This window comes from Serratia sp. DD3 (genome assembly GCF_000496755.2).
In genome coordinates, this window is record NZ_AYKS02000070.1 from 1 (window position 1) to 563 (window position 563).

1 pseudogene is annotated in these 563 nt (G+C 57.5%); it reads right to left on the reverse strand.

Annotation, left to right across the window (positions count from 1 at the left end):
- Positions 1–563, reverse strand: a pseudogene (locus IO95_RS25615) (hypothetical protein); the annotation flags it as partial.

Genomic DNA, 563 nt, shown 5'->3' on the forward strand with positions numbered 1-563 from the left:
CCCCCCCCCCCGACATTACCGTTAATCGTGTGGCCCGCCCGTAACTCGAGGCGATTAGTACCCGTAGTAAATGCAATGGCATTGCTGCGCGCACCACCGGTGCTAGTTAGACCACCACTGATAGTACCGGTGTTAATGATGGTCATATTACTGCCAGTGATACCAACGCCACCCGCCGCCAGTGCCCCCTGTGTACCTGTGGCACCCGTGCCACTTGCTCCGCCACTCCCCCCCTGAATAGTTCCGGTGTTGGTGATAGTCAATGATGACCCGGTTATCCCTGCGCCACCGACCCCACCAGAACGACTAGTTGCAGTAAAAGTACCACTTGCTCCAGTACCACCAGTGCCCCCGGTAATGGTCCGGCTATTAGTAATACTGACGCCAGTACTCATCAGACCACTACCACCTCCACCACCAAAGCCAGAACCAGCACCACTACCAGCAGCAGGGCCGCCATTACCCCCCGAACCACCAAAAATATTATTATTCACCGTGGTGGTGCCGGTCCCTGTCAGCACGATACCGGCACCGCCACCACCGCCACTCCCCCCATCCATACC